At 60.2% G+C, this 543-nt stretch carries 2 protein-coding genes; one reads left to right on the top strand and one right to left on the bottom strand.

The window, feature by feature from the left end; translation table 11 throughout:
* Window positions 1–322 (top strand): GyrI-like domain-containing protein (locus HHU12_RS34760; RefSeq protein ID WP_205960114.1); only part of this gene is annotated, 322 nt, incomplete at its 5' end.
* A gap of 26 nt (window positions 323–348) precedes the next feature.
* On the opposite strand, the gene HHU12_RS34755 is transcribed toward HHU12_RS34760, so the two are convergent.
* The coding region (locus tag HHU12_RS34755; protein WP_449401703.1) for a GntT/GntP/DsdX family permease at window positions 349–543 on the bottom strand (195 nt) is incomplete at its 5' end.

Here is a 543-nt window from a genome sequence, read left to right as displayed (position 1 = left end):
GGCGGGAAAGCTGCCCCCCGCGCTGGCCATGAACAGCTCGCTGACCACCCGGTCAGGGCTTTATGTCGGGGTTGAATTCTACGGCAATTGGTCACGTTATGCTCGTTTATCCAGCGATCTGTATATGGAGCTGCTGCCATCCCTGGGGGTAAGTCGTCGGGACGGCTATGACATTGAATGTTTTATAACCCGCCATGCGGAAGGCGAAGAGGCAGGGGACAGGCGCTATCGCGTACGCTATTTTATCCCGGTGACGCTGTCGGCAGCGGGTCTGCGGTCTGACAGCGGTAGTGGGTCAGGGCCTGTGCCGGGGCGAAGTTAAGGTGGCCGGAGCCACCCAGGTTAACATCAAAGCGCAAACCACAGCAGCCAGGTGATGAGAAAGCCCGTCACCCCCATGATGGTTGTCAAGACGGTCCAGGTTTTGAGTCCATCCGGCACCGAGAGTCCGAGATAGCGCGTGACGACCCAGAATCCGGCGTCGTTGACGTGCGACAGCCCGAGCGAGCCGAAGCAGGTCGCCAGCGTCACCAGCACCAGCTG

Origin of the sequence: Flammeovirga aprica JL-4, from assembly GCF_012844305.1 — a bacterium.
Taxonomy (GTDB): domain Bacteria; phylum Bacteroidota; class Bacteroidia; order Cytophagales; family Flammeovirgaceae; genus Flammeovirga; species Flammeovirga aprica.
Note: the sequence above shows the minus strand (reverse complement) of the source record. Positions and strands in the feature narration are given on the sequence as shown.